Below are 17995 nucleotides of genomic sequence, written 5' to 3'. Positions count from 1 at the left end.
TTAGCCTTGTCTTTGTTTAAATTTTGGGTTCTTCTTGTTGATCACGAACAGAACGCCTTTTCGGCGAACGATCTTGCAATCAGCACTTCTTTTTTTGATAGATGCTCTAACTTTCATTCGTTACTTTTCTTTTTTAATTTTACAACGGTTAAATGAGATCTTACGGAATCATTCCCATTTTGTTTAAATTTAGAACTTCAATAAAATTATGTAATTCTACAAGTTCTCGTTTATAGTTAAATTCAGTTGACCTGAAATTAATATCTGAAGGTGATTCTTCCTTTCGATAAATCGTAAGGAGAAAGTTCTAATTTTACCTTATCTCCAGGTAAAAGTTTGATGTAATGCATTCGCATTTTACCAGAAATATGAGCGATAAGAACATGCCCATTTTCCAGTTCTACACGAAACTGCGCGTTCGAAAGTGCTTCCGTGATCACGCCGTCTTGTTCAATATGTTTTTGTTTAGCCATTTATTATTTACAGATTGTTGCTTGTTCTGGATAATTTCGACTGCATCAAGCCATCATAATGATGATTTAATAAGTACGTATTGATCTGCTGAATCGTATCCAGTATTACACCAACCATGATTAATAGTGATGTTCCACCGAAGAAAAGAGCAAATCTATCCGTCTGAACAAACGCTCCGTGCACTATTGCCGGAAGGATTGCAAAGATAGCTAAAAACATCGAACCTGGCAAAGTTATTTTTGAGAGGATATCATCCAGATAATCAGAGGTTTCTTTCCCAGGTCTTACCTTTGGAATTAGACCGCCGTTTCTTTTCAGATCATCTGCCATTTGATTCACAGGAATTGTGATCGCAGTGTAGAAGAAAGAGAAGATGATAATTAATATCGCAAATAATACATTGTATTGCCAGCTGAAAACATTTTTGAATCCTGCCAGGAATGTATTTGACTCATCAACTTTCGTTAAAAGTCCAGGAACAAACATTAAGGCCTGAGCAAAAATGATCGGCATAACTCCGGCAGCATTCACCTTTAAAGGAATCCACTGTCTTGCGCCCTGCATCAAATTTTTTGTTACTCCACCTCTTGCCTGTGCTCTGCTTACATACTGAATAGGAATTTTTCGCACTGCAACCGATAAAATAATCGCTAATAGTACTACAACCATCCAGAATAAAACTTCAATAAGAATCATGATCGTACCAAATCCTCCTTTTCCGGTTTGTGTAGCGATTTCCTGAATAAATGCTCCAGGTAGATCTGCTAAAATACCAACCATAATTAAGATCGAGATACCGTTTCCGATTCCTTTATCAGTAATTTTTTCTCCTAACCACATTGCAAATACGGAACCTGCTACCAGAATTACGATACTTGGCAACCAGAACATAATTGATTCCGGATGTACAAAATATGCAGAAGCAAACTGTGCATGCGGCAAAAACATCTGAGTGATCGAAGTAAGATAAGAAGGAGCCTGTACCAAACAAACTGCAATTGTTAACCATCTTGTAATTTGGTTCAAAGTATTTCTACCACTTTCCCCATCTTTCTGCAATTTCTGAAGGTACGGAATTGCCATACCCATCAACTGCACAATAATGGAAGCAGAAATATAAGGCATGATCCCGAGCGCCATAATTGAGGCTCTGGAGAATGCACCACCTGTAAACGAAGAAAGCAAGCCAAGAAGTCCTGCTCCTTGCTTGTTGCCTCCTTGCTGTTTGTAAATGTCCAAAAGATTTCCTACTTCTGACATGTTAATGGCAGGTAAAGAAATATAAGATGCGAATCTATACACAAGGATGATACCGAGAGTAAACATAATTTTATCCCTCAATTCCTTAAGACTCCAAATGTTTTTTAGTGTTTGTATAAATTCTTTCATTGTCGTAATTATAGAGTAATTGCTTTTCCGCCTGCTTTAGCAATTGCTTCTTCAGCAGATTTTGTGAATTTGTGAGCAGAGATAGAAACACCTGATTTCAATTCTCCTCTTCCCAAAATCTTTACGATTTCGTTTTTCTTCGCTAATCCGTTTTGTACCAATACTTCTTGAGTAAAGTCAGTGATGTTCTTAGTATCGGCTAACACTTGAATCGTATCAATATTGATCGCTCTGTATTCTTTTCTGTTTACGTTAGTAAAACCGAATTTAGGCAATCTTCTTTGCAAAGGCATTTGACCCCCTTCAAAACCGATTTTTTGTGAATAACCAGCTCTTGCTTGCTGACCATTGTGACCTTTCCCAGCTGTACCTCCTTTACCACTACCTTGTCCTCTACCGATTCTTTTAGTACTGTGTGTAGAACCTGCTGCAGGTCTAATATTATTTAAATTCATTATTTTTAGATTTGAGATTTTAAGATTAGAGAAAAGAGACTGTAATTTAATTAGAGTCTCTTGCCCCTTTGTCTATTTTCTATTTTACAACTACTACGAGGTGAGCTACTGAAGATACCATTCCTAAGATAGAAGGAGTATCATCATGTTCCACAACTTGGTGAAGTTTTTTTAATCCTAATGCTTCGAGCGTTCTCTTTTGAGTTTTGGTTCTACCAATAGCGCTTTTTACTTGTTTTACTTGAATTTTTGCCATTGTTTTATATTAACCGTTAAACACTTTATCTAATGAAATACCTCTCAATTTTGCAATTTCTTCAGGTCTTCTGATATCCAATAATGCTTTGAAAGTAGCTTTCACAACGTTATGGGGGTTAGATGAACCTTTAGATTTTGAAAGAATATCTTTGATTCCAGCAGCTTCAACTACCATACGAACAGTACCACCTGCGATTACACCTGTACCGTGAGTTGCAGGTCTCAAGAAGATATCTGCACCACCGTAACGAGCGGAAGTTTGGTGAGGAATGGTATGATTTACAACAGGAACTTTTACTAAATTTTTCTTAGCATCTTCTACTGCTTTTGCAATAGCTGAAGCTACTTCTTTAGATTTTCCTAATCCGAAACCTACGGTTCCAGCTTCATCACCTACAACCACGATTGCAGAAAACCCGAAAGCTCTACCTCCTTTGGTTACTTTGGTAACTCTGTTTACTGAAACGAGACGATCTTTAAGTTCTAATCCTCCCGGTTTTACTTTTTCTATATTATCTAGTCCTAACATATTTCCGAAATTTAATGATTAGAATTTTAGTCCGCCTTCTCTTGCACCGTCTGCCAAAGCTTTCACTCTACCATGATATACAAATCCGTTTCTGTCGAACACTATTTTTTCAATTCCTGCAGCTTTAGCCTTTTCAGCGATCGCTTTTCCAACTTCTGCAGAGATTTCTACTTTGTTTCCTTTAGCAGTCAACGCTCTTGACGAAGCTGAAGCTAAGGTTTTACCATCTTTATCGTCGATCAATTGAGCGTAAATTTCTTTATTGCTTTTGTAAACAGATAATCTTGGTAATTCAGCAGAGCCAGAGATTTTCCCTCTTACTCTTCTTTTAATTCTATTTCTTTTTTGTACTTTGCTTAGTGCCATGTTCTTAAGTTTAAAAATTAAGCAGATTTACCAGCTTTACGTCTTACAATTTCTCCAACGAATCTAACACCCTTTCCTTTATACGGCTCTGGTTTTCTGAAAGATCTGATCTTTGCAGCAACCATTCCTAATAATTGTTTGTCAAATGATGACAGAGTGATGACAGGGTTTTTACCTTTTTCGGATAAAGTTTCTACCACAATTTCTTTCGGAAGATCAAGTACGATCCCATGAGAGAATCCTAAAGCTAATTCTAATTTGTTTCCTTGATTAGATGCTCTATATCCTACTCCTACTAATTCTAGTTTTTTAGACCAACCTTCGGAAGTTCCTAAAACCATATTATTGATTAACGCTCTGTAAAGACCGTGTAATGCTTTGTGTGATTTTGATTCAGATGGACGGTCTAAAGTTAAGATTCCGTCTTCTTGTTTTAGAGTGATCCCCTCTTCTAATTGCTGTGTAAGTTCGCCTTTCGGTCCTTTCACAGTTACCAGTCCGTTTTTCTCGGTTACCGTAACATTAGCGGGAATTTCTATAATTGCTTTACCAATTCTTGACATTTTCCTTTGATTATTTATTAATAAACATAGCAGATTACCTCTCCACCAACTTTTTCCTGACGTGCTTTTTTATCTGTCATTACTCCTCTTGAAGTTGAGATAATAGCTATACCCAATCCGTTTAATACTCTTGGCAGTTCTCCTGACCCTTTGTATTGTCTCAAACCTGGTCTAGAAGCACGTTGAATGCTTTTGATAACCGGTTTGTTGGTTGTTTTGTCGTACTTTAAAGCGATTTTGATATTTCCCTGAACAGCGCTTTCCTCGAACTTGTAGTTCAAGATAAAACCCTGGTCAAACAAAATTTTTGTAATCTCCTTTTTGATTTTCGATGCAGGAATATCCACCACTTTGTGGCCTGCGCTTTGTGCGTTCCTTACTCTGGTTAGGAAATCTGAAATTGGATCTGTTACCATTTTTCTATTTTAAATTATTGGTTTGTGATGAGCAGTTTTGATAAGAGCTGAGTAAAAATTAAAGAGAGCCAAGACCGAAGTCTGTTTTCAAAATATATTTTCACCGCAATCAAATCAACTTGATCATCTCGATTGTTCTAAATTATTACCAACTTGCTTTTTTCACTCCCGGGATCAGACCGTTGTTGGCCATTTCTCTGAAAGTTACTCTTGAAAGACCGAATGTTCTCATGTAACCTCTTGGTCTTCCAGTTAATTTACATCTGTTGTGTAGTCTTACTGGTGAAGCATCTTTCGGCAATTTTTGTAAACCAAGATAATCATTAGCTTCTTTTAAAGCTTTTCTTTTCTCAGCATATTTTGCTACCGTAGCTTCTCTTTTGCGCTCACGCGCTTTCATTGATTCTTTAGCCATCTTTTAGTTCTTTTTGAAAGGTAAACCGAAGTGAGTTAATAATGATTTCGCTTCTTTATCAGTTTTCGCAGAAGTAACGAAAGTAATGTCCATCCCCTGGATTTTTTTTACTTTGTCGATTACGATCTCAGGAAAAATGATTTGCTCAGTGATCCCTAAATTGTAATTTCCTCTTCCGTCGAAACCATCAGCTTTGATACCGTTAAAATCACGGATTCGTGGTAAAGCTGAAGAAGCTAGTCTGTCTAAAAACTCATACATCTGGTTTGCTCTTAAGGTTACTCTCGCACCAATTGGCATTCCTTTTCTTAATTTAAAGGCAGCTTCATCTTTCTTAGAGATCGTTCCTACTGCTTTTTGACCAGTGATCATTGTAAGTTCTTCTACTGCATAGTCAACAATTTTCTTGTCGGCAGAAGCAGCTCCTAAACCTTGTGATACAACGATTTTAAGCAATTTAGGAACCTGCATAACAGATTTGTACCCAAATTCTTCCATCATTGCAGGAACAATTTTCTCTTTATATTGTTGTTTTGGTCTTACTATATATTCCATCGTCTTTTATAATTATAAAGTTTCACCGGTTGATTTCGCAACTCTTACTTTTTTATCACCGTCAACCTTAGATCCTGTTTTAGTCGTCTTACCGTTTTTGTCGATAAGCATTACATTTGAAATATGGATGGATGCTTCTTTTTCTACAATTCCGCCTTGTGGATTACCTGCAGATGGTTTAGTATGTTTTTTAACAATATTTAAACCTGCGATAATTACTCTGGCGTCTTTGCCTTCTTTTCTGATCACTTCAATAACCTCACCTTTTTTACCTTTAATTTCTTTCTTTCCGGTAGTGATGATTACGTTATCTCCTTTTTTGATTTTTAACTTTGTCATTTTTGTAAATTTTAAAATTAAAGTACTTCAGGAGCTAATGAAATAACTTTCATATATTCTTTGTCTCTTAGTTCACGAGCAACGGGTCCGAAAACACGTGTTCCTCTCATTTCACCTGCAGCATTTAACAAAACGCAAGCATTATCGTCGAACTTGATGTATGAACCATCTTTTCTACGTACTGCTTTTTTTGTTCTTACTACAACTGCTTTAGAAACAGTTCCTTTTTTCGCTTGTCCTTGTGGTGCAGAATCTTTGATAGTAACTACGACTTTATCACCAACTGAAGCATATCTTCTTCTAGTTCCTCCCAGAACTCTAATAACCAGTACTTCTTTGGCACCTGTGTTATCAGCAACTTTTATTCTTGATTCGGTTTGTAACATTACTTAGCTTTTTCAATGATTCGTACTAATCTCCATCTCTTACTTTTACTTAAAGGTCTTGTTTCTGTAATCATTACAGTATCGCCTTCAGTACACTCGTTGTTCTCATCGTGAGCGGTGTATTTTTTCGTTTTCAAAACGAATTTACCGTACATTGGGTGTTTTACTCTTGTAGTTTCACTAACAACAATGGTCTTTTCCATTTTATTGCTGGAAACGATTCCGATTCTCTCTTTTCTTAAATTTCTATCCATGATAAAATGAAATTCTTATTGTTGTTTTAGTGTTAGTTCAGTTTCCAGACGTGCGATTGTTTTTCTCATGTCTCTGATTTGAATAGGATTTTCAATTGGACTAATAGAATGAGACATTTTCATTTTATTGAAATCTGCTCTTATTTCAGTTAATTTGTTTTGAATATCTCCTGCGCTTAGATTTTTGATGTCAGCTTTTTTCATAATAATTCAGATTATTGAGGTTGAACAAAATCATTCGCCACTACAAATCTTGTAGTTACAGGAAGTTTCTGAGCAGCAAGACGCAATGCTTCTTTTGCTACTTCATAAGGAACACCTCCTACTTCGAACATTATTTTACCAGGTTTCACTACAGATACCCAATATTCTACGGCACCTTTACCTTTTCCCATCCTTACTTCGGCTGGTTTTTTCGTAATCGGCTTATCCGGAAATATTTTGATCCATAACTGACCTTCTCTCTTCATATATCTTGTCGCTGCGATACGCGCTGCTTCAATTTGTCTTGCAGTGATCCAAGCACCTTCGTTGGCTTTGATCCCGAAAGTTCCGTAAGCAAGTTGACTGCCTCTATGAGCAACCCCCTTCATTTTCATCTTGTGAACTTTACGGAATTTGGTTCTTTTTGGTTGTAACATAATCTATTAAATTTTAGATTTTAGATTTTAGATTTTAAAAAAGTAACGGTCATTTAAAACTGGCCTCTAAAATTTTTTAATTATTTTCTATCTCTTGGTCTTCTGTCTGGTCTGTCACCTCTTTCGCCACGATCATTTCTGTCGTTACGGTCGCCTCTTCCGGCAGGTGCTCCTTTTTTCTGTTGTCCTACTAGTGGCATTAAGTCACGTCTACCGTAAACTTCACCTTTCATAATCCAAACTTTCACTCCTAATTTCCCGTACTGAGTTAAAGCTTCACCGATATGGTAATCGATATCTGCTCTAAATGTTGACAAAGGAATTCTTCCGTCTTTGAAAGATTCGCTTCTTGCCATTTCAGCTCCGTTTAATCTACCAGAGATTTGAACTTTGATTCCTTCAGCTCCCATTCTCATAGTGCTTTGGATAGACATTTTAACTGCTCTTCTGTACGATATTCTGTTCTCGATTTGTTTTGCGATGCTGTCTGCAACTAAAACCGCGTCAAGTTCAGGTCTTTTGATCTCGAAAATATTGATCTGAATATCTTTATCCGTCAATTTTTTCAACTCTTCTTTTAATTTGTCAACTTCCTGCCCACCTTTACCGATAATTAAACCGGGTCTGGCTGTAGTAATTGTAATTGTAACCAGTTTTAAAGTTCTTTCAATATAAATTCTTGAAATTCCTCCTTTTGATAAACGAGCTTCAAGATATCTTCTGATTTTAAAATCTTCAGCAAGTCTGTCGCCGTAATCTTTACCACCATACCAGTTAGAGTCCCAACCTCTGATGATTCCTAATCTGTTACCTATTGGATTTGTTTTTTGTCCCATAACTTGATTATATAGTTTCTTTGTTACCCAAAATTAAAGTAATGTGGTTCGATCTTTTTCTGATTCTATGACCTCTTCCTTGTGGAGCTGGTCTTAGTCTCTTCAATTGTCTTGCACTATCAACCATAATTTCTTTTACGATTAAATTAGCTTCTTCAATATCCGCACCTTCATTTTTCAACTGCCAGTTGGCCATTGCAGAAAGTAAAACTTTTTCTAACTTGTTAGAAGCGTCTTTTTTCGAAAATTTAAGAATTGCCAAAGCTTTGTCAACTTCAACTCCTCTGATAATATCAACTACTAATCTCATCTTTCTTGGGGAAGACGGGCAATCGTTATGTAAAGCTTTCGCTACATCCTGGTTTGCTATTTTACGTGCCAAAGCACTTTCTCTTTTTCTTGATCCCATGATTATCTACCTCCTTTATTTTTGTTACCACCGTGACCTCTAAAAGATCTTGTCGGAGAAAATTCGCCTAACTTGTGACCTACCATGTTTTCAGTTACATAAACAGGGATAAATGATTTCCCGTTGTGTACTGCGATAGTTTGTCCTACGAAGTCTGGAGAGATCATTGATGCTCTAGACCAAGTTTTAATTACTGTCTTTTTACTAGACTCTATATTTGCCTGAACCTTCTTATCTAAAGTGTGAGCAATGAAAGGTCCTTTTTTAAGTGATCTTGCCATAATTATTTTCTTTTAGATACGATAAATCGGTTAGACGCTTTATTTTTAGTTCTTGTTTTGTAACCTTTAGACGGTTGTCCGTTTCTAGATCTTGGGTGACCTCCAGAAGATTTACCTTCACCACCTCCCATTGGGTGATCGACAGGGTTCATTACTACTGGTCTTGTTCTAGGTCTTCTTCCTAACCATCTGCTTCTACCTGCTTTACCAGAAACGGTAAGCTGATGATCAGAGTTAGAAACAGATCCGATCATTGCCATACATTCAGTAAGGATCATTCTGGATTCTCCTGAAGGTAATTTAACGATTGCGTATTTACCATCTCTTGAAGTTAACTGTGCCGATGAACCTGCACTTCTTGCCATTACTGCACCTTGACCAGGTCGCAATTCGATACAAGAAACAACAGTTCCCAAAGGAATGTTTTTCAACTTCATTGCATTACCAACATTTGGTTCTGCGGTTTCTGCAGAAATTACTGTCATGTCTACTTTGATACCGTTTGGAGCGATGATGTATCTCTTCTCTCCGTCTGTGTACTCTAATAAAGCGATGAAAGCAGTTCTGTTTGGATCGTACTCCACAGTTTTTACCGTAGCTTCAACATCGAATTTATTTCGTTTGAAGTCGATAATTCTGTATTTTCTTTTGTGTCCACCTCCGGTGTAACGCATGGTCATTTTACCAGTATTGTTACGACCACCTGACTTACTTAGACCAACGGTTAGAGATTTCTCTGGTTTGTTGGTAGTAATTTCCTCAAAGTTATTTACAACTCTGAATCTCTGTCCCGGGGTGATAGGTTTTAATTTTCTAACAGACATTACAATTATTTATAATTAATAAAATAGTATTTATAAAGCGAAGGTTATGACCTAAGCTGTTGCGAAAATATCGATCACTTCTCCTTCTGCAAGGGTAACGATCGCTTTTTTCAATTTGCTGGTTTTACCAACCTGCAATCCTTTTTTGGTATTTTTCGAAGAAACTTTCGGAGCGTAAATCATTGTTCTTACGTCTGAAACTTTCACACCGTAAAGTACTTCTATCGCTTTTCTAACCTGGATTTTATTCGCCTTTGGATTAACCAAGAAAGAATAAGCACCTCTTAGATCAGTAAGATAGTTGGCTTTCTCTGAGATGATGGGTTTAATAATAATAGACATGATTTATTTCTTTAAATTTTCTTGAAATTTTTCGATAGCACCTTCTAAAAAGATAATCTCACCTGCATGAACTAAGTCATAAGAACTAATTTCGTTATAAGTCAAAACTTTAGTTTTCGCTAAGTTTCTTGAAGACAAATAAACATTTTTGTTCGCTTCCGGTAAGATATAAAGAGCTTTTTTACCTTCGAATCCTAAGGCAGTATTCAAAGTGATAAATTCTTTGGTTTTAGGAGCATCAAAATTGAAGCTTTCTAATACCATGATAGAATTGTCTCTCATTTTTTGAGAAAGCACAGATTTTTTAGCTAATCTTTTCAAAGCTTTGTTCAGTTTGAAACGGTAGTCTCTTGGTTTTGGACCGAAAATACGACCTCCACCTCTGAAAACTGGAGATTTGATATCACCATATCTTGCAGAACCTGAACCTTTTTGCTTTTTCAACTTTTTAGTTGAACCAGCGATCTCGCTTCTTTCTTTTGATTTATGTGTACCTTGACGCTGAGCGGCAAGATATTGCTTTACTTCTAAGTAAACCGCGTGTTGATTTGGCTCAATTCCGAAAATTGTTTCGTCAAGAGTTACTTTTCTTCCGGTTTCTTTTCCTGATGTATTAAGTACTACTAATTCCATTTTCTAATAATTACATAAGAATTTTTTGCTCCCGGAACAGCTCCTTTTACTACTAAAAGATTTTGTTCTTGATCCACTCTTAACACTTGAAGGTTTTGTACAGTAACTTGCTTACCACCCATTCTTCCAGCCATACGCATTCCTTTGAATACTCTGGATGGATCGGAACCTGCACCAATAGAACCTGGGGCTCTTAATCGGTTGTGCTGTCCGTGAGTTGCTTGCATTACCCCCGCAAAGTTGTGTCTTTTTACAACCCCTTGGAAACCTTTACCTTTTGAAGTTCCTGTTACATCTACATATTCGCCTTGAGCAAACAGATCTACTTTCACTTCATCTCCTACGCTTAACTTTTCTACGAAAGCATGATAGAATTCTACCAATTTAGCTTTAGGAGTAGAACCAGCCTTTTTAAAATGGCCGATTAACGCTTTACCAACGTTCTTTTCACTCTTGTCATCGAAACCAAGTTGAGCAGCTTTGTACCCATCCTTTTCTATGGTTCTGACCTGTAAAACCGAGCAAGGACCTGCTTGAATAACGGTGCACGGCATATTTTTGCCGTTTTCGTCAAACAGAGAAGTCATCCCGATTTTTTTTCCAATAATACCTGACATTGTTTATATATATTATTTATATTCACTGATTGTCAATCAAGGTTGCTGTGATTTCTACGTTTGAAATAGGCGCACTTCTTCCTTAAATTGAGTGTGCAAATGTATGAAGATTTTTTGAAATGACAATATTACATGTAGAAATATTTTGATTTTTAACATATTAGTATTTTTTATACTTTTATCGAATGAAATTATTCCGATTAATTTTTCTTTTCGCATTTTTCCTCTCCTGCCAAAATTCTGAAAAACATTCTTACACCTTTTACTATTGGCGCACGACCCTTTCTTTAAACAATGCTGAAAAAGAAGCCTTAAAAAAATCAGACCTTCCTTATTTATACACGCGGTTTTTCGATATTGAAAAAGTAGATGGGAAATTTCAGCCAGTTGCCGTCATTACAAAAGACGAAAGCTTCAAAACCGAAAAAGAAATTGTTCCCGTTGTTTTTATTAAAAATGAAGTCTTCTACAATATCACTTTAGATGAAATTAATTTTCTCGCAAAAAACGTTTCTTCTTTAATTGCGAAAAAGCAAAAAGAATTTGGTTTCAAAATTTCAAAGGAAATTCAAATCGACTGCGACTGGACCGCTGGAACAAACAAAGAATATTTTGAGTTTTTAAAAGAACTAAAACAAATCAGCGCAAAAGAAATTACCTGCACCTTGAGATTGCATCAGGTAAAAAACAGCAAACTTTCCGGGATCCCGCCGGTTCATAAAGTTTATCTGATGTGTTACTCTACTTCCTCTCCTTTAGAAAACTCGACAAGAAATTCAATTTTAGATTTACCGACCTTAAGAGATTATCTGAAAAACATTGATAATTATCCTTTGGATCTAGATGTTGCTTTACCTATTTATTCCTGGGGAATTGTCACGAATCATTTTGGGAAACACAAACTCATCAATGCACTGTCGGCAAAAGATCTGGAAAACCCTAACTTTAAAAAAATCGGAAATCATAAAATTGAGATCTTAAAAGACGGTTTCTATTTCGGAAATTATCTGAACAAAGGTTTTACGATTAAAGTGGAAGAAATCACCGATGATCAATTACATGAAGTCAAAGCCTTTCTCAACAAAAAATTAAAAAACTACACTATTGTATATTATCATTTAGATGGTAAATTTGTTGACACCCACAAATTCTAGTTATGAAAAAATTGATCCTTTCCGCTACCGTATTATTTTTAATGTCCTCGAAAGTTGTGGCTTGTTCGTGGTATGATCCCGATTATGAATATTTCAATCTGTTTACACAAAGCATCATTAAAGATAAAACCTACCTGCCTTTTCTGCATACTTTATCGAATAGATTTTATGGTCATGAACATTTTGAAATCCCGAGTGAAAATATTGAAAGTTGGCAGAAGTTTTTTGGCAATACTTTAAGTTATGCTGAAACCCAAACTCTGGTTGAGAAAATGCCAATGAGCGATCTGAATTCTTTCAAAAAAGGAGTTTCTGGAAATACGATTCTTTCTAAATTGGTTTCTTATCAAAAATACGCGGAAGCAATTGATTATTTAATTGAGGCGAAATATCTGGAACCTTTCATGCGGATCAATTATGTAGAAAGTCCAGATTCTTTCTATTTTACTCCGGAACAGAATGATAAAAATGCGACGAAGCTTGATTATGCCAAAACAGTTTCCGCGTTAACCACACTTTATAATGCCGCAAAAAATCCGGAAATTAAACTGCGGTACGGTTATCAGTTGGTTCGGTTTAACCACTACACCAGAAATTACGAAGCTTCAACGCAGGCATTCAAAAAATACGTGGAACCGTTACAGTTAAAAACGGCTCCTTACTTTTTAGCTTTGGATCAATTGGCAGGCGCGCAACGAGGTTTGAAAATGACAGGCGAGGCAAACTGGAATTTTTTCCAGGTTTTTAAGAACAGTAAAAGCCGAAAAGAAAGCGCGTTTATTTCGATGCAATTAACAGATTCTGCCTCATTTAACAATTTGCTGAAAAGAGCGCAAACTCCAGAAGATAAAAACATGGCTTATTTTCTTTTGGGATATGAAGACTACAGCAATCCACTTCCGATGATGGAAAAAATGTACGAGAATGATCCAAATTCAGAGATCCTAAAAGTTCTCGCAGCTAGAAGTGTGAATGAACTGGAGAGAAGTTATTTGCCCACCTATTTTAATCCAACAAACACAGATAAGTCTACAATAAAATCTTCAGAGGCAAAAACTCCTGAAACCGCAAATGATCAAATTGAAAAAAAGGATGTAGGTTTTTGGCAAAAGATCAAAAATTTCTTCACGAACTTATTTTCATCCAGGCAAAATGAAACGTCCCCGAAAGGTTCTGGTCAAAGTGATGATCAGCTGCTTAACAATCCGAACCGAATTCCGTTTTACACGCAAAACCAGGTTTATGGCAGTGATGATAAATCAGCCAATTTTATTAATGATTTTGAAAAGTTGACCTCAAAGATAAAAGAGAAATCCACCGATGAATTCTGGCAAATTACTGATGCTTATCTTTCTTTTTTAAAAAAAGATTATGAAAAAAGCAAAGAAACTTTAGATCAGATCAAAACAACCAATCCGGAATATCTTACGCAGATTAACCGAATGAAAATGCTTAATGATATTGTATCGCAACCCGAAATTAATTCTGATTTTGAAGATCATTTGATGCAAGATTATAAAGATTTTTTCACCATTAAAGTCCCTAAAAAAGAAACAGATTCTTTGGCAGAAAACTACGGATATGATGAATATTCACAACCATCCACCAACGATTTCCTACGTGATATTTTAGCGAACCGATATTTTATTCAGGGCGATGATGCAAAATCATTTTTGATGAATAACCAGCTTTCTGATCTGCGTTATAATCCAAATTTAGACCTGACTAAAAAACTGGAAATTTTCTGTATTAAAAAAGATAAAACGAATTTCGAGAAAGAAATTATTGCGAAGAATATAAATGAAGTGGGAAATCCGGAAGCTTTTTTTAATGTTATCTACGGAGATTTCGCAATGCGTTCTGCAGATTTTGCGAGTGCCAAAAAATATTATGAAAAGGGCGAACAATTTTCCGGACTGCCTTTACCTGAAGGTCGATACGATTACGCAACCGACGACTATAAAAAATATACAGATACCAGTAAACTTTATAATGGTTTTAATAATATTTCGGGATTAATTTTCGGTCACAATGTTTGGGAAAGTTATCAGAGCAACGAAGATCAAAGTATGAAAGCGGAAGATTTCGTGAATCAATTTCCGCAGATCAAATCAAATATGACGAAGCTTGAATTGGCTATCGCGGTTCTGGATCTGCAGAAAATTGGAAATGGAAATGATGAAAGAGCGGCAAAAGCCAACCAACTCATTGGGAATTTATTGTACAACACTTCTATTCTCGGATATTACCGAGAGGTTTTCGTGATGGATTTTGATAATGCAAATGGTGGTAAAAATTATTTCGGTACAACCGAAAGTCCGTTTCAATATTATTATAAAAATTACAGCAATAATGTTTTTATAAAACCAGATAATTTTGATCTCGCTATTAATTTCTACAATAAAGCCTTGACAAACTCTAAAGATCAAGAACAGAAAGCGCGAATCCTTTTTCAAATGGCAAGTGCAGAACAGGGGAAATATTATCAGTATGAAGCGAAAAATTCTCCTGAAATTAACTATGATGATCCGGATTATTCTAAGAAGCAGGAAGATTTCATGAAAAATATGGCATTGACAAAAAACACTAAATACAGAACCTATTTCGCGGAGTTGAAAAAGAACTACGGACAAACGCAAACGGGAAAATCTTTGCAAACGAGTTGTTCGTATTTTGATTATTTCATGAAGAAAAACTAAACAAAAAAGGAATCAATGAGATTCCTTTTTTTATTTGAGATCCTTCGGGAATTTATAAATTTCTATAGCGCTAAAAGATATTTTTGATTGTTGTAAATTAAAAAGATCAATAAAATCTGAAGCATGATGACAAAGAAAATTTTCAACAGGAAACTATCTTTTGATATTTTATGGTTGAAGACGATCATTCCTAAAATCGATCCGATGGTTCCGCCGAAGAAGGTCAGCACTAATAAACTGTTTTCTGAGATCCTGTTTTGGTGTTTTTTGGCTTTGCGTTTATCGATGCCGAAAATAACTAGGGTGAAAATCGATATTCCGAAAATATAGGCGATGAGCATTTCTTTCATTGGGTGAAAATACTGAATTTTGGTTTTGCTTTTTATATTTAAACTTCACTGAATAACCTTGACAAGGTTGAGGAAAAGCTTTTGAAAATAAATAAAATCTTTGTTCTAGCCCCGATTGCAGCGGCATCCTTTTTTGAGGAGGAACGACGAGGAAAAGATAAAGCGGAAAGCGGGTGTGATCTTTGGGATTTGAAATGATCTGCTTGCTCCCACTGTAGCTAACAGATTTCACAGATCTGCACCGATTCTAAATATCAATTCTTCTACGAAAATTTGATAAAAAAAATCCCTGATCTTGCGAAGAGGGATTTTAAATATTAGGTAGATTTTTTCGAGCCACGACGAAATCGCGTCTCTACAATCATCATACTTTAATTTCTACGTCAACTCCTGAAGGAAGTTCTAATTTCATTAACGCATCTACAGTTTTAGAAGAAGATGAATAAATATCCATCAATCTTTTGTGTGCAGAAAGTTGAAACTGCTCTCTTGCTTTTTTGTTTACGTGTGGAGATCTCAACACAGTGAAGATTCTCTTATTCGTTGGCAAAGGAATTGGGCCATTAACAATAGCGCCAGTTGCTTTTACCGTTCTTACGATTTTCTCAGCAGATTTGTCTACTAAATTGTAATCGTAAGATTTTAATTTTATTCTGATTCTTTGTGACATTTTAATCTAATTTAAATATTAACCTCTTGCTTTTTCGATTACAGCTTCAGCTACACTTTGCGGTGCTGCTTCGTATTTTTCGAATTCCATAGATGAAGTTGCTCTTCCTGAAGAAAGTGTTCTAAGAGTAGTTACATAACCAAACATTTCTGAAAGCGGAACGAATCCTTTGATTACTTTCGCGTTGTTACGGTCATCCATTCCATTGATAGTACCTCTTCTTTTGTTAAGGTCACCTACGATGTCTCCCATGTATTCTTCCGGTGTTACCACTTCAATTTTCATGATAGGTTCCATGATTACAGGTTTTGCTTTTTTACCAGCTTCACGGAAACCGATCTTCGCTGCTAATTCAAAAGATAGAGCATCTGAATCCACCGGGTGGAAAGAACCGTCTTTTAAAACAATTTTAAAGCCTTCTACTTCGAATCCTGCTAAAGGTCCGTTTTTCAAACATTCTTTAAATCCTTTTTCTACAGCTGGTATAAATTCTTTTGGAACGTTACCACCTTTGATCTCATTTACAAATTCTAAACCTGCTTTACCATCTGTAGCTGGACCAATTGTGAAAACAATATCAGCAAATTTACCACGACCACCAGATTGTTTTTTGTAAACTTCTCTGTGATTGGCTTCCTGTGTAAGGTTTTCTTTGTACTCAACTTGTGGTTGACCCTGGTTAACCTCAACTTTGAATTCTCTTCTCATACGGTCAACAAGAATATCTAAGTGAAGTTCACCCATTCCTGAAATGATCGTTTGACCAGAAGCTTCGTCAGTTTTAACCTGGAAAGTAGGATCTTCTTCAGCTAATTTAGCCAAAGCATTACCCATTTTATCCTGGTCAGCTTTAGTCTTAGGTTCAACCGCGATACCAATAACCGGATCAGGGAAAACCATAGATTCTAAAACAATTGGATGTTTCTCGTCGCAAAGAGTATCACCAGTTTTGATGGATTTAAATCCAACCGCTGCACCAATATCTCCTGCTTCAATATATTCTACCGGATTCTGCTTGTTAGCATGCATTTGGTAAATACGTGAAATTCTTTCTTTGTTACCAGATCTTGTGTTCAAAACATAAGAACCTGCATCTAATCTTCCGGAGTATGCTCTAAAAAATGCTAATCTACCTACGAAAGGATCGGTAGCAATTTTAAAGGCCAATGCCGCGAAAGGTTCAGTAACGCTTGGTTTTCTTGTAACTTCTTGCTCAGTATCAGGATTAGTTCCTACGATATCATTTTTATCCATTGGAGAAGGCAGATATTTACAAACTGCATCCAACATGAACTGAACTCCTTTATTTTTAAAGGAAGAACCACAAGTCATTGGAATAATAGAAAGATCGATCGTTGCTTTTCTCAAAGCTTCATTGATCTCGTCTTCTGAGATTGAATCTGGATCTTCGAAGAATTTCTCCATCAAAGTGTCATCATAATCAGCAACAGCTTCAACTAATTTTTCTCTGTATTCCAGAACTTCCGCTTTCATGTCTTCAGGAATTGGCACTACTTCATAAGTTGCACCCTGTCCTGCTTCATCCCAAACGATTGCTCTGTTTTTAATTAGATCTACAACACCTTTAAATGTTTCTTCAGATCCAATTGGCAAAACGATAGGAACTGCATTAGAACCTAACATTTCTTTTACCTGCTTTACAACATTTAAGAAATCTGCACCTTGACGGTCCATTTTATTTACGAAACCAAGTCTCGCTACGTTGTAATTATCAGCTAATCTCCAGTTGGTTTCAGATTGTGGCTCAACACCATCAACTGCTGAAAATAAAAATACCAAACCATCTAAAACTCTTAAAGATCTGTTTACCTCAACCGTAAAATCTACGTGTCCAGGAGTATCAATAATGTTAAAGTGATAAGATTTAGATTCTGGAAGAACTTTACCTTGCGTTGTTGGAAAATTCCATTCGCAAGTAGTTGCTGCAGAAGTAATGGTAATACCTCTTTCAGCTTCCTGCTCCATCCAGTCCATTGTAGAAGCACCATCATGTACTTCTCCAATTTTATGATTAACTCCGGTATAGAATAAAATTCTTTCTGTAGTGGTGGTTTTCCCTGCATCAATATGTGCAGCGATCCCGATGTTTCTTGTTAATTTAAGATCTCTTGCCATTTCA

28 protein-coding genes are annotated in these 17995 nt (G+C 36.1%); 2 read left to right on the top strand and 26 right to left on the bottom strand.

From position 1 onward, the window contains the following. The 23 genes from rpmJ to rplC form a co-directional block, all read right to left on the bottom strand. Positions 1-117, bottom strand: a complete 117-nt coding sequence (rpmJ, locus tag IV494_RS13235) for a 50S ribosomal protein L36 (protein WP_007839480.1) — start codon at positions 115-117, stop codon at positions 1-3. A 140-nt stretch (positions 118-257) separates the two neighbouring features. Continuing rightward, positions 258-473: a translation initiation factor IF-1 gene (infA, locus tag IV494_RS13230; RefSeq protein WP_031503426.1), complete on the bottom strand. Its 216-nt coding sequence runs from the start codon at positions 471-473 to the stop codon at positions 258-260. Between the two features lie 7 nt (positions 474-480). Further along, positions 481-1863 carry a preprotein translocase subunit SecY gene (gene secY / locus IV494_RS13225; protein WP_039349117.1) on the bottom strand — a complete coding sequence of 461 codons (1383 nt, stop codon included), beginning with the start codon at positions 1861-1863 and terminating at the stop codon, positions 481-483. A gap of 8 nt (positions 1864-1871) precedes the next feature. After that, positions 1872-2318, bottom strand: a complete 447-nt coding sequence (rplO, locus tag IV494_RS13220; protein ID WP_039349122.1) for a 50S ribosomal protein L15 — start codon at positions 2316-2318, stop codon at positions 1872-1874. Between the two features lie 79 nt (positions 2319-2397). Continuing rightward, positions 2398-2574 carry a 50S ribosomal protein L30 gene (rpmD, locus tag IV494_RS13215; RefSeq protein ID WP_196080595.1) on the bottom strand — a complete coding sequence of 59 codons (177 nt, stop codon included), beginning with the start codon at positions 2572-2574 and terminating at the stop codon, positions 2398-2400. Positions 2575-2583: 9 nt separating this feature from the next. Continuing rightward, positions 2584-3105, bottom strand: a complete 522-nt coding sequence (rpsE, locus tag IV494_RS13210) for a 30S ribosomal protein S5 (RefSeq protein WP_039349128.1) — start codon at positions 3103-3105, stop codon at positions 2584-2586. 18 nt (positions 3106-3123) lie between these two features. Next, entirely contained in the window at positions 3124-3471 is a 348-nt protein-coding gene (rplR, locus tag IV494_RS13205) for a 50S ribosomal protein L18 (protein ID WP_039349130.1), read from the bottom strand. A 17-nt stretch (positions 3472-3488) separates the two neighbouring features. After that, positions 3489-4034 carry a 50S ribosomal protein L6 gene (gene rplF / locus IV494_RS13200; protein WP_039349132.1) on the bottom strand — a complete coding sequence of 182 codons (546 nt, stop codon included), beginning with the start codon at positions 4032-4034 and terminating at the stop codon, positions 3489-3491. Positions 4035-4051: 17 nt separating this feature from the next. Then, the gene (rpsH, locus tag IV494_RS13195) at positions 4052-4450 is read right to left on the bottom strand and encodes a 30S ribosomal protein S8 (protein ID WP_039349134.1); all 399 of its coding nucleotides are present in this window, start codon (positions 4448-4450) and stop codon (positions 4052-4054) included. A gap of 145 nt (positions 4451-4595) precedes the next feature. After that, positions 4596-4865, bottom strand: coding sequence for a 30S ribosomal protein S14 (rpsN, locus tag IV494_RS13190; protein ID WP_039349136.1), 270 nt, complete (start codon positions 4863-4865; stop codon positions 4596-4598). A 3-nt stretch (positions 4866-4868) separates the two neighbouring features. Next, positions 4869-5420 carry a 50S ribosomal protein L5 gene (gene rplE / locus IV494_RS13185; protein ID WP_196080594.1) on the bottom strand — a complete coding sequence of 184 codons (552 nt, stop codon included), beginning with the start codon at positions 5418-5420 and terminating at the stop codon, positions 4869-4871. Between the two features lie 12 nt (positions 5421-5432). Beyond that, on the bottom strand, positions 5433-5759 hold the full coding sequence (gene rplX, locus IV494_RS13180) for a 50S ribosomal protein L24 (RefSeq protein ID WP_039349140.1): 327 nt from the start codon (positions 5757-5759) through the stop codon (positions 5433-5435). A 17-nt stretch (positions 5760-5776) separates the two neighbouring features. Next, entirely contained in the window at positions 5777-6145 is a 369-nt protein-coding gene (gene rplN / locus IV494_RS13175; RefSeq protein WP_039349143.1) for a 50S ribosomal protein L14, read from the bottom strand. Further along, complete coding sequence (gene rpsQ, locus IV494_RS13170; protein WP_126337186.1) at positions 6145-6402, bottom strand: 30S ribosomal protein S17; 258 nt, start codon at positions 6400-6402, stop codon at positions 6145-6147. Before rpsQ ends, rplN begins: the two co-directional genes overlap by 1 nt. Positions 6403-6414: 12 nt before the next feature. After that, on the bottom strand, positions 6415-6603 hold the full coding sequence (gene rpmC / locus IV494_RS13165) for a 50S ribosomal protein L29 (protein WP_196080593.1): 189 nt from the start codon (positions 6601-6603) through the stop codon (positions 6415-6417). Between the two features lie 11 nt (positions 6604-6614). Beyond that, complete coding sequence (gene rplP / locus IV494_RS13160; protein WP_196080592.1) at positions 6615-7040, bottom strand: 50S ribosomal protein L16; 426 nt, start codon at positions 7038-7040, stop codon at positions 6615-6617. A gap of 80 nt (positions 7041-7120) precedes the next feature. Then, on the bottom strand, positions 7121-7876 hold the full coding sequence (gene rpsC, locus IV494_RS13155) for a 30S ribosomal protein S3 (RefSeq protein ID WP_196080591.1): 756 nt from the start codon (positions 7874-7876) through the stop codon (positions 7121-7123). 7 nt (positions 7877-7883) lie between these two features. Then, entirely contained in the window at positions 7884-8285 is a 402-nt protein-coding gene (gene rplV, locus IV494_RS13150) for a 50S ribosomal protein L22 (protein ID WP_196080590.1), read from the bottom strand. Positions 8286-8287: 2 nt separating this feature from the next. Continuing rightward, complete coding sequence (rpsS, locus tag IV494_RS13145) at positions 8288-8566, bottom strand: 30S ribosomal protein S19 (protein ID WP_039349160.1); 279 nt, start codon at positions 8564-8566, stop codon at positions 8288-8290. A 2-nt stretch (positions 8567-8568) separates the two neighbouring features. Then, a complete protein-coding gene (rplB, locus tag IV494_RS13140) occupies positions 8569-9390 on the bottom strand; it encodes a 50S ribosomal protein L2 (RefSeq protein WP_196080589.1) in 822 nt (273 codons plus the stop codon). 51 nt (positions 9391-9441) lie between these two features. Next, positions 9442-9732 carry a 50S ribosomal protein L23 gene (gene rplW / locus IV494_RS13135; RefSeq protein ID WP_039349165.1) on the bottom strand — a complete coding sequence of 97 codons (291 nt, stop codon included), beginning with the start codon at positions 9730-9732 and terminating at the stop codon, positions 9442-9444. Between the two features lie 3 nt (positions 9733-9735). After that, positions 9736-10365: a 50S ribosomal protein L4 gene (gene rplD, locus IV494_RS13130; protein ID WP_196080588.1), complete on the bottom strand. Its 630-nt coding sequence runs from the start codon at positions 10363-10365 to the stop codon at positions 9736-9738. Beyond that, positions 10356-10982 (bottom strand): 50S ribosomal protein L3, encoded by a 627-nt coding sequence (rplC, locus tag IV494_RS13125; protein ID WP_196080587.1) that lies wholly within the window; start codon positions 10980-10982, stop codon positions 10356-10358. The genes rplD and rplC overlap by 10 nt, the downstream gene beginning before the upstream one ends. Positions 10983-11167: 185 nt before the next feature. Here rplC and IV494_RS13120 point away from each other — a divergent pair, with 185 nt between their 5' ends. Continuing rightward, a complete protein-coding gene (locus tag IV494_RS13120; protein WP_196080586.1) occupies positions 11168-12136 on the top strand; it encodes a hypothetical protein in 969 nt (322 codons plus the stop codon). Between the two features lie 2 nt (positions 12137-12138). After that, complete coding sequence (locus IV494_RS13115) at positions 12139-14835, top strand: hypothetical protein (RefSeq protein ID WP_196080585.1); 2697 nt, start codon at positions 12139-12141, stop codon at positions 14833-14835. Positions 14836-14897: 62 nt separating this feature from the next. Here the strand turns inward: IV494_RS13115 and IV494_RS13110 are convergent, their stop codons facing one another. The 3 genes from IV494_RS13110 to fusA form a co-directional block, all read right to left on the bottom strand. Continuing rightward, on the bottom strand, positions 14898-15185 hold the full coding sequence (locus tag IV494_RS13110) for a DUF1294 domain-containing protein (protein ID WP_196080584.1): 288 nt from the start codon (positions 15183-15185) through the stop codon (positions 14898-14900). Positions 15186-15549: 364 nt separating this feature from the next. After that, entirely contained in the window at positions 15550-15855 is a 306-nt protein-coding gene (gene rpsJ / locus IV494_RS13105; protein WP_039349183.1) for a 30S ribosomal protein S10, read from the bottom strand. A gap of 18 nt (positions 15856-15873) precedes the next feature. Continuing rightward, the gene (gene fusA / locus IV494_RS13100) at positions 15874-17991 is read right to left on the bottom strand and encodes an elongation factor G (RefSeq protein ID WP_196080583.1); all 2118 of its coding nucleotides are present in this window, start codon (positions 17989-17991) and stop codon (positions 15874-15876) included. Between the last annotated feature and the right edge of the window lie 4 nt (positions 17992-17995).

The organism is Kaistella gelatinilytica, assembly GCF_015679325.1.
Classification (GTDB): domain Bacteria; phylum Bacteroidota; class Bacteroidia; order Flavobacteriales; family Weeksellaceae; genus Kaistella; species Kaistella gelatinilytica.
This window is presented reverse-complemented; position numbering and strand designations above follow the sequence as displayed.

Bases quoted from the DNA above. Each gene is read 5' to 3' on its own strand.
- rpsJ (WP_039349183.1), bottom strand. From the start codon at position 15,855: ATGTCACAAAGAATCAGAATAAAATTAAAATCTTACGATTACAATTTA.
- rplW (WP_039349165.1), bottom strand. From the start codon at position 9,732: ATGTCTATTATTATTAAACCCATCATCTCAGAGAAAGCCAACTATCTT.
- IV494_RS13120 (WP_196080586.1), top strand. From the start codon at position 11,168: ATGAAATTATTCCGATTAATTTTTCTTTTCGCATTTTTCCTCTCCTGC.
- rpsH (WP_039349134.1), bottom strand. From the start codon at position 4,450: ATGGTAACAGATCCAATTTCAGATTTCCTAACCAGAGTAAGGAACGCA.
- rplO (WP_039349122.1), bottom strand. From the start codon at position 2,318: ATGAATTTAAATAATATTAGACCTGCAGCAGGTTCTACACACAGTACT.
- rpmC (WP_196080593.1), bottom strand. From the start codon at position 6,603: ATGAAAAAAGCTGACATCAAAAATCTAAGCGCAGGAGATATTCAAAAC.
- rpsE (WP_039349128.1), bottom strand. From the start codon at position 3,105: ATGTTAGGACTAGATAATATAGAAAAAGTAAAACCGGGAGGATTAGAA.
- IV494_RS13115 (WP_196080585.1), top strand. From the start codon at position 12,139: ATGAAAAAATTGATCCTTTCCGCTACCGTATTATTTTTAATGTCCTCG.
- rplE (WP_196080594.1), bottom strand. From the start codon at position 5,420: ATGGAATATATAGTAAGACCAAAACAACAATATAAAGAGAAAATTGTT.
- secY (WP_039349117.1), bottom strand. From the start codon at position 1,863: ATGAAAGAATTTATACAAACACTAAAAAACATTTGGAGTCTTAAGGAA.
- rplB (WP_196080589.1), bottom strand. From the start codon at position 9,390: ATGTCTGTTAGAAAATTAAAACCTATCACCCCGGGACAGAGATTCAGA.
- rplC (WP_196080587.1), bottom strand. From the start codon at position 10,982: ATGTCAGGTATTATTGGAAAAAAAATCGGGATGACTTCTCTGTTTGAC.
- rplP (WP_196080592.1), bottom strand. From the start codon at position 7,040: ATGTTACAACCAAAAAGAACCAAATTCCGTAAAGTTCACAAGATGAAA.
- rplX (WP_039349140.1), bottom strand. From the start codon at position 5,759: ATGACAAAGTTAAAAATCAAAAAAGGAGATAACGTAATCATCACTACC.
- rplR (WP_039349130.1), bottom strand. From the start codon at position 3,471: ATGGCACTAAGCAAAGTACAAAAAAGAAATAGAATTAAAAGAAGAGTA.
- rpsN (WP_039349136.1), bottom strand. From the start codon at position 4,865: ATGGCTAAAGAATCAATGAAAGCGCGTGAGCGCAAAAGAGAAGCTACG.
- rplN (WP_039349143.1), bottom strand. From the start codon at position 6,145: ATGTTACAAACCGAATCAAGAATAAAAGTTGCTGATAACACAGGTGCC.
- rpsS (WP_039349160.1), bottom strand. From the start codon at position 8,566: ATGGCAAGATCACTTAAAAAAGGACCTTTCATTGCTCACACTTTAGAT.
- rpmJ (WP_007839480.1), bottom strand. From the start codon at position 117: ATGAAAGTTAGAGCATCTATCAAAAAAAGAAGTGCTGATTGCAAGATC.
- rpmD (WP_196080595.1), bottom strand. From the start codon at position 2,574: ATGGCAAAAATTCAAGTAAAACAAGTAAAAAGCGCTATTGGTAGAACC.
- rplV (WP_196080590.1), bottom strand. From the start codon at position 8,285: ATGGGATCAAGAAAAAGAGAAAGTGCTTTGGCACGTAAAATAGCAAAC.
- IV494_RS13110 (WP_196080584.1), bottom strand. From the start codon at position 15,185: ATGAAAGAAATGCTCATCGCCTATATTTTCGGAATATCGATTTTCACC.
- rpsC (WP_196080591.1), bottom strand. From the start codon at position 7,876: ATGGGACAAAAAACAAATCCAATAGGTAACAGATTAGGAATCATCAGA.
- rplD (WP_196080588.1), bottom strand. From the start codon at position 10,365: ATGGAATTAGTAGTACTTAATACATCAGGAAAAGAAACCGGAAGAAAA.
- fusA (WP_196080583.1), bottom strand. From the start codon at position 17,991: ATGGCAAGAGATCTTAAATTAACAAGAAACATCGGGATCGCTGCACAT.
- infA (WP_031503426.1), bottom strand. From the start codon at position 473: ATGGCTAAACAAAAACATATTGAACAAGACGGCGTGATCACGGAAGCA.
- rplF (WP_039349132.1), bottom strand. From the start codon at position 4,034: ATGTCAAGAATTGGTAAAGCAATTATAGAAATTCCCGCTAATGTTACG.